The 1,185-nt window shown below is 62.5% G+C and carries 1 protein-coding gene and 2 pseudogenes; all 3 read right to left on the minus strand.

Annotated features, from left to right (window positions below):
* Positions 1–352 (minus strand): annotated as a pseudogene (locus tag KTN05_RS17600) (transposase); the annotation flags it as partial.
* Between the two features lie 155 nt (positions 353–507).
* Positions 508–753 (minus strand): annotated as a pseudogene (locus KTN05_RS17605) (IS481 family transposase); the annotation flags it as partial.
* Positions 754–798: 45 nt separating this feature from the next.
* On the minus strand, positions 799–1,185 hold a 387-nt coding region (locus tag KTN05_RS17610; protein WP_217330663.1), incomplete at its 5' end, for a hypothetical protein.

Consider the following 1,185-nt stretch of genomic DNA (forward strand, 5'->3'; position numbering starts at 1 on the left):
TTCGCCTGGCGACTGACGCTCAGCCCATGGTCGCGGTCGATCATCGTCCTGCGCTCGGCAGCAGACCTGCCTTGCCGAGCGCGCCGGACAAAAAATCGTTCTCGAGCGTCAGCTCGCCGATCTTCGCATGCAAACTCTTCACATCCACCACCGGAGCCGCCTCGGCGGGGGCGACAGCGCCGAAAACGCCGGAGGCGCCGTCCAGAAGCTGCGACCGCCACTGCGTGATCTGGTTCGGATGCACGTCAAACTGCTCGGCCAGTTCGGCCAGAGTCTTCTCGCCCCTTATGGCAGCCAGCGCCACCTTCGCCTTGAAGGCCGGGCTGTGGTTCCGGCGCGGTCGTCTGGTCATGGTTTCTCCTCGCTCCTCGGCATCATGCCGATGTCGCGCGGATGATCCACTCAACGCCCTTGTTCAGATCTCCCGAGCCAGCTCAAGGAGCAAAGACGATGACGATTTCCAACGAGCTGCTGGACGACTTGCTGAAGGGCTGCAAGCGGCCGATTCAGCTCGCGCAGGTTGCCCGCCCCGTGGCGACGCAGGCAGCGGTCGAGGCCGGAGCGCGAGACGTTCGGATTGAGGAACTTCCGCACCACCGAGAGCAGATCGTCGAGCGGCAGCAGCAAGGACTTGCGCAGCGTGACCGCCTCCTGCGCCGGCGTCAACACTGTCTGCAGCCGGTGCGGCGTGTGGCTGCGGTCATGGACGCTGTCGCGCTTTCGCCATTTCCAAACCGTCTGTTCCGAGATGCCAAGGCAGTCCGGCGAGCGTCTATGTGATCATCCGGAATGGGATACCTACTCAACCAAGCTGACGATGACGTTTGTTTCGATTTCCCGGACGTTGTTGGTGTCGCAGTTCGACCGCAATGTCGAGTTTCCGGTAAATTCGACGGTGTGGCCAATGATCTGCGTGCAGCCGTTCGTCATGTTGGAGTTGCCCTGGAAGCGGACGGTGGAGGTCGGGAAATAGATCGCGCCTTGGGTCGTCGAGCCGAGCGACGAGTTGCCGAGAATCTTGTGGTCGAGGCCGCTGTCGCTTCGGCTGCCGAAGAACAGGATGCCGGCATAGGGGCCGGTTGTCGGGGCCTGTATCCTGAAATTGCCGTTGCCGTTGAGGCTGAGCGTCGCACCATTGGCCAGGTAGAACGTGACGCCCTCTCCGGCCATCGAGGCCTCGTCAAG

The sequence above is a fragment of the Paracoccus sp. Z118 genome (genome assembly GCF_019061185.1).
In the GTDB taxonomy this organism is placed as follows: domain Bacteria; phylum Pseudomonadota; class Alphaproteobacteria; order Rhodobacterales; family Rhodobacteraceae; genus Paracoccus.